Here is a 6,902-nt window from a genome sequence, read left to right as displayed (position 1 = left end):
AAAAATAAACTTTTTTCGTTAGCTTATGCTAAAAATTACCTAGTATAATTTTAATTCTGAACTTGGAACCCTATAGTGGTTAGCTGAAAAAATTAATTTCATAATTAAGAGTATATTATTTTAATCTAATACTTTCAGCTTTCCATTCTTATAAAATTAATATTGGAGGTAAAAATGTGATAAATATTGATAATGTATTCTTTGCTTATCCAACAGAGAAAAATCACAATATAAAGAATATAGATATAAAAATTAATCATGGAGAATGTGTTTTATTATGTGGTAAAAGTGGATGTGGTAAAACCACAGTAACAAAACTTGTAAATGGATTAATACCACATTTTATAAATGGAGATTTAAAAGGAAATGTTCATGTTAATAATATGAATGTAAAAGAGACAGAAATGTATAAATTGTCTTTAAAAATTGGTTCAGTATTTCAAAATCCTAAATCACAATTCTTTAATATTGATTCTGATAGTGAACTTGCTTTTGGACTTGAAAATCAAGGGTTGGAGCCTAAATATATGCGAGATAGAATTAATAAGGTAGTTAAAGAACTTAATATAAAAAAACTTTTAAAAAGAAATATTTTTAAAATGTCTGGAGGTGAAAAACAAATACTCGCATTTTCTTCTGTTCATGCAATGAATCCAGATATATATGTTCTAGATGAACCATCTGCTAATTTAGATGCTAATAAAATAAAGTTATTAAAAGAATTACTTATAAAAATTAAAAACCAAGGAAAAACAATATTAATAACTGAGCATAGAATTTATTATCTAGCTGATATTATTGACAAAATTGTGTTTATAGATGATGGAGAGATAAAAAGTCAACTAACAAGAGAAGAATTTTTAAATTTAGAAGATAGCACTCGTAGAAATATGGGATTACGAACATTAAAGATACCTGAAATTGAAGAAAAATTCCATATTGTAGAAGATAAAAAATCACATGAAGCAGAACTTGTTATAGAAAATCTTTCATGTAATTATGGGAAAAAAGAAGTTTTTAAAGATATATCATTTTCTGCATCTGCAGGAGATATTATAGGTATTCTTGGAGAAAATGGTGCAGGTAAGACAACTTTAATGAGATGTTTGGCAGGGCTTATAAAAGAAAAAAGTGGAAATGTATTTATTGATGGAGAAAAATTAAATTATAAGCAAAGACTAGATTATCACTATATGATTATGCAAGATGTAACCCATCAGCTTTTTGCCGAAAGTGTAATTGAAGAATTTACTTTAACAAATGAAAATATACCAAAAGAAAAAATATTATCTATATTAGAGGAATTTAATCTTGATAAATTTAAGGGTAAACATCCAATGTCATTGTCAGGAGGTCAAAAACAAAGACTTGCAATAGCAGTTGGAGCATTAGCTAATAAAAGAATACTAATATTTGATGAACCTACAAGTGGACTAGATTATATACATATGTATAAGGTAAGTAATATTATAAAAAAACTTAGCAAAGAAAATCATATTATATTTATTGTTACACATGATAAAGAACTTTTTGAAATAACTTGTAATAAAGGTTTAAAGTTGGAAAATGGCAGAAAAGTAAAAGAATTTTTAGTAAAATAAAACTCATTTATTGTTTTAGAAAGGAAGTAAAAAAATTGGAGGCTAAAAAAAAAGAAGGATTAGCAAGACTCTTTGAAATTGCCAGTGAAAAAAAGAAGTTTCTTATTATATCTGGAGTGGTATCAATTATAAGCGCCTTTTTTCTATTATTTCCATATTTAATGGTGTATAAAATTATGGAAGAACTTTTAAAAAACGCTTCTAGTATATCAAATATAAATGGAAGTAGTTTGATGAATTGGGCAATTTATGGCAACATAGCAATGATTATAGGATACATTTTATTGTATGTAGGTGCAATGATAGCTCATATAGTTGCTTATAACATTATATATAAAATAAGAATAAAACTTTCAGAACATATGGGTAAACTTCCAATGGGATATTTTAATAAAAATTCTATTGGGAAAATAAAAAGTGTAATAGAATATGATGTGGAAAAAATAGAACTTTTTATTGCACATCAACTTCCAGATTTAGTTAGTACTGTTGTAATGATTATAATAATTTTTATATCTATGTTATATTTAAATTTTTGGTATGGATTAGCTTCTATCATACCAATAGTTGTGGGATATTCTTTGCAATACTCTATGTTATGTGGGGAGAAAGCAAAAGCTGGATTAAAAGAATATTTTGATGCATTAGAAAACATTAATACATCAGCTATACAGTACGTTAGAGGGATGCCATCTATAAAAATATTTGGACAAACTATTCACTCCTTTCGTGAATTTTATAATGATATGATTGCATATCGTAATTTTAGTATACAATATGCAAAAAATTATGAGAAAAGTTATGTTTTATTTAATACAATTATTGCGTCTTTATTTACATTTATAGTTCCAGTTGGATTGTTATTTATAAGTAAAGAACCAAGTAATTTAGCATTATCAATAACATTTATTTTCTTTCTTATTCTATCAATGGGTATTTCTTCACCAATTTTAAAATTAAATGCATTAGCTACAACAGTAAATAGAATATCAGAGGGATTAAATAGAATAGATAGGATTATGGAAGAAGAACCTATTAAAATTTCAGAAGATGTTAAAATACCATCTGAATTTGATATAAAATTTAATGATGTGTCATTTGCATATAATAAAGATGGACAAGAGGTTTTAAAAAAAATTAAATTTACTGCATGTCAAGGAGAAATTACTGCTTTAGTAGGTCCATCAGGATCAGGAAAATCTACTATAGCTCAATTAATACCTAGATTTTGGGATGTGAATAATGGAAGCATAACTATTGGAGATATAGATATAAAAAGTATTGAAAATAAAAAACTTATGGATATTATATCTTTTGTTTTTCAAGAAAATTTTTTATTAACAGATACAATTTTTAATAACATTTTAATTGGTAGTCCAAATGCACAAAAAAAGGAGGTTATTGATGCTGCAAAAGCTGCAAGATGCCATGAATTTATAAAAGCTCTTCCTAATGGATATGACACTTATGTAGGAAATAAAGGTACGTATTTATCAGGTGGGGAAAAACAAAGAATATCTGTAGCAAGAGCTATATTAAAAAATGCACCAATTTTAATATTAGATGAAGCAACAGCATTTGCAGACCCGGAAAATGAATATGAAATGCAATTAGCTTTGCAAAAACTTATAAAAAATAAAACTGTATTAGTTATAGCTCATAGATTAACTACAATTGTAGATGCAAATAAAATAATTGTTATAGAAAATGGGGAAATATCAGAGCTAGGGACTCATAATAGTCTTATAGCTAATAATGGTTTATATAAGAAAATGTGGGAAGCGTATAATGCATCTTTAAATTGGAAAGTTGATAGTAGGTTTATTAAGGAGGTAAAAAAAGAGTAATGAAACTTTTATATACCATTACTGCAGGAAATCCTAAGAATATGATTAAACCTGTTTTGTGGGAAGTAGCTACTGAAATAATCAATATGATTCCTTTTGCTTGTATAACAATAATTATAAACATAATATATGAGTATCATGCTAAGGAAAGACAAGAATTGAATTTTAATATACTTTGGATAGCCTTTTCTATAATGATAATATTCTTTCTTATTATATTTCTCTGTAAAAGAAAGTCATATAGAGCTATTGTAAGTTCTGCATATGAGACTTCAACACAAGGACGTATAAAAATTGCTGAGCATTTAAGAAGACTTCCTCTTGGATTTTTAATGAGTAAAGATTCAGCAGAGTTAGGAAGTATGATAATGAATGATATTACTTTAATAGAGGAAGCATCAAGTGATATATTGCCACAACTTATAGGTGGCATAATTGTACCAATAATTGCTTTAGTTGGAATGGCATTTGTTGATTGGAGATTATCTTTATCAATGTTTTTAGGATTTCCAATATCAATTCTTATAATAGTAGCTATTTCAAACTTTCAACGTAACTTAGCAACAAAACATTCTATGGCAAAGCTTGAACAATCAAATTGTATTGAAGAGTATCTTGCTGGAATAAAAGTTATTAAAGCTTATAATTTAACCGGTAAAAATTTTTCGAAATTAAATCAAGCTTTTTATAATTTTATGAAAATGAGTATTAAACAAGAAGGACTAGTAGGCCCATTTTTCTTAGTAGCAGTGTCCTTTATTAAATCTGGTTTATCTTTTATTACAATTTCAGGTGTTTATTTAATTTTAAATAAAAGCTTAACTATACCAATTTTTGCTTTGTTCTTATTGATAGGAACTCGTATTTTTGATCCATTGTCAGCTGTTATTACAAAACTTCCAGAGCTTAAATATGACATGATTGCAGGTGAACGTATTATTCATTTGCTAAATCAGCCTAAGATGACAGGAGAAGGTAGTCCTAATAATAAACACAATATAAAATTTAACAATGTTACATTTGGTTATAAAAAAAATATGGTTTTAAATAATATTAATACTGAAATAAAAGAAGGAGAATTAACTGCTATAGTTGGTCCATCTGGAAGTGGAAAAAGTACAATGCTTAGACTTATAGCAAGATTTTATGACCCTAATGATGGAATGATTACTTTTGGAAATAAAAATTTATGTGAAATAAATCCGGAAAAGTTAATGAATAAAATTTCCATGGTATTTCAAGATGTATATTTATTTGAAGACACAATAGGAAATAATATTCGTTACGGAAAAAATAATGCAACACAGCAAGAAATAGAAAAGGCAGCAAAAAAAGCTTGTTGCCATGATTTTATAGTTAAACTTCCAAAGGGATATAATACTATAGTTGGAGAAGGGGGCTCTACTTTGTCAGGTGGAGAAAAACAACGTATTTCAATAGCACGCGCTATTTTAAAGGATGCACCACTAGTTTTACTTGATGAGGCAACATCATCCCTTGATCCAGAGAATGAATTAGATGTTCAAAGGGCTATTAATGAATTGATAAAAAATAGAACTATAATTATGATTGCTCATAAGTTAAGAACTGTAGTTAATGCAGATAAAATCATTGTTATAGATAATGGAGAAATAGTTGAAGAAGGTAACCATGAATATCTTATAAAAAAACATGGTCTTTATTTTAAATTATGGAATTTACAAATGAAAACAAGAGGATGGAAAATAACTTCATAATAAATCCTTATAAAAAATATATATCATTTTTCAGGAGGATAAAATATGATTAAAAGTTACGGATTATGTGAAAAAAGAGGGGATATTAAACAAATTTTTTTAGAACAACTAACACTTTATGACCATCTAGAATTGGCTATAAAAAAGTACAAAAGTAAAATTGCACTTGTAGAGAAAAGTAGAAAATTAACTTATATAGAACTTTATAAAGAGACAAGTAGGGTTTCAGGAGGATTTTTGAGACTTGGAATAAAAAATGGTGATAAAGTATTAATTCAACTTCCTAATTGCATAGATTTTGTTATAGTTTCGTTTGCACTGTTTAAAATAGGTGCTTTACCAATTTTTGTTTTGCCTAGTTATAGAGAAAATGAAATTGATGAAATTATTAAAAAAACTAAACCTAGTGCAATGGTTATTAATGACAGTTATTTAGGATTCAATTATAAAAACATGGCAATTAATCTAAAGAAAAAACATAAAAGTATAAATTGGATAATAAACGTGGACAAAGATGATGAAAATCCATGTATAAAAGATTTTAAAGAATCAAATGTAAAATATGAAAAGCCATTATATAATGATACTGCTTTTTTAATTTTATCTGGTGGAACAACCAGTCTTCCTAAAATAATTCCAATAACACATAATGCTTGTGCTTATTATGCAAAGGAATGTGCAATAAATTCTAAAGTAAATGAAAAAAGCACATATTTAGCTATTTTGCCAATAGCACATAAATTTGCACTAAGTATGCCTGGAGTTATTGGAACATTAATATTAGGTGGAAAAGTTGTAATGTGTGAATCAGGAAGTTGTGAAGAGGTTTTTCCAATAATTGAAAATGAAAAAGTAACAATAACATCATTAGTACCATCTTTAATAAATTTATGGCTGGAAGTTTTAGAGTGGGACAAAAAGCATGATATATCAAGTTTAAAAGTTCTACAAGTGGGAGGAGCTATGTTAAGTAGTAATACTGCAAAAGAGATAGTAAAGAATATGCAGTGTAATCTTCAGCAAGTGTATGGAACTTCAGAAGGAGTTATATGTTTTACAGATTTAGATGATGATTATAACGTTTTATATAATAGTCAAGGTAAGCCTATTTCTAGATTTGATGAAATAAAAATTATTGATGAAAATAGCAATATTATATCAAATGGAGAGTATGGCGAACTTTTAGTAAAAGGACCATACACTATAAAAAGTTATTATGAAAAAGACGTAAGTAAGGATAATTATTTTACTGAGGATGGTTTTTATCGCACTGGAGATAAGGCAAGAATAGTATTTAATAATAAAATACAAATAGTAGGACGTCTTAAAGAACAAATTAATAGAGCAGGAGAAAAAATAATGCCCTCTGAGATAGAAAATTTATTATGTAAACATAATAATATTAAAAGTTCTGCTGTAATAGCTATTGAAGATGAAGTGTTAGGTGAACGAAGTTGTGCATTTATAATTTCAGATAATGTAAATTTAAAAAAGGCTGATATTACAAAATTTTTTATAGATATGGGAGTTGCTTCAAATAAAATACCAGATCAAATGGAATTTGTAGACTATTTTCCACTTACAGGGGTTGGAAAAATTAATAAAAAAGAGCTTAAAAAATGGATTTTAAAATAGATTAATTTATAGATTAATTTAATGAATTTATAAGAAAAATAAATATATAAAGAGGTATAATGCTATTGCATTATCAATTGATA

At 26.8% G+C, this 6,902-nt stretch carries 4 protein-coding genes; all 4 read left to right on the top strand.

Annotated features, from left to right (window positions below):
- Positions 1 to 176: 176 nt before the first annotated feature.
- Genes AZI32_RS13640 through AZI32_RS13625 form a run of 4 tightly spaced genes read left to right on the top strand, consistent with a single transcriptional unit; the run spans position 177 to position 6,819 of the window.
- Positions 177 to 1,601: an ABC transporter ATP-binding protein gene (locus tag AZI32_RS13640; protein WP_061996355.1), complete on the top strand. Its 1,425-nt coding sequence runs from the start codon at positions 177 to 179 to the stop codon at positions 1,599 to 1,601.
- A 35-nt stretch (positions 1,602 to 1,636) separates the two neighbouring features.
- Positions 1,637 to 3,448 (top strand): ABC transporter ATP-binding protein, encoded by a 1,812-nt coding sequence (locus AZI32_RS13635; RefSeq protein WP_061996354.1) that lies wholly within the window; start codon positions 1,637 to 1,639, stop codon positions 3,446 to 3,448.
- Positions 3,448 to 5,184 (top strand): ABC transporter ATP-binding protein, encoded by a 1,737-nt coding sequence (locus AZI32_RS13630; RefSeq protein WP_061996353.1) that lies wholly within the window; start codon positions 3,448 to 3,450, stop codon positions 5,182 to 5,184. The genes AZI32_RS13635 and AZI32_RS13630 overlap by 1 nt, the downstream gene beginning before the upstream one ends.
- Before the next feature lie 45 nt (positions 5,185 to 5,229).
- Entirely contained in the window at positions 5,230 to 6,819 is a 1,590-nt protein-coding gene (locus AZI32_RS13625) for an AMP-binding protein (RefSeq protein ID WP_061996352.1), read from the top strand.
- The last annotated feature ends 83 nt before the right edge of the window (positions 6,820 to 6,902 follow it).

It is taken from the genome of Clostridium sp. ATCC 25772 (assembly GCF_001573875.1).
Classification (GTDB): Bacteria; Bacillota; Clostridia; order Clostridiales; family Clostridiaceae; genus Clostridium_J; species Clostridium_J senegalense.
The sequence above is the reverse complement of the archived record's forward strand: the minus strand, read 5'-3'. Positions and strand labels throughout refer to the sequence as shown.

Excerpts from the sequence above, each read along its gene's own strand:
- AZI32_RS13630 (WP_061996353.1), top strand. The coding sequence starts at position 3,448 with ATGAAACTTTTATATACCATTACTGCAGGAAATCCTAAGAATATGATT.
- AZI32_RS13625 (WP_061996352.1), top strand. The coding sequence starts at position 5,230 with ATGATTAAAAGTTACGGATTATGTGAAAAAAGAGGGGATATTAAACAA.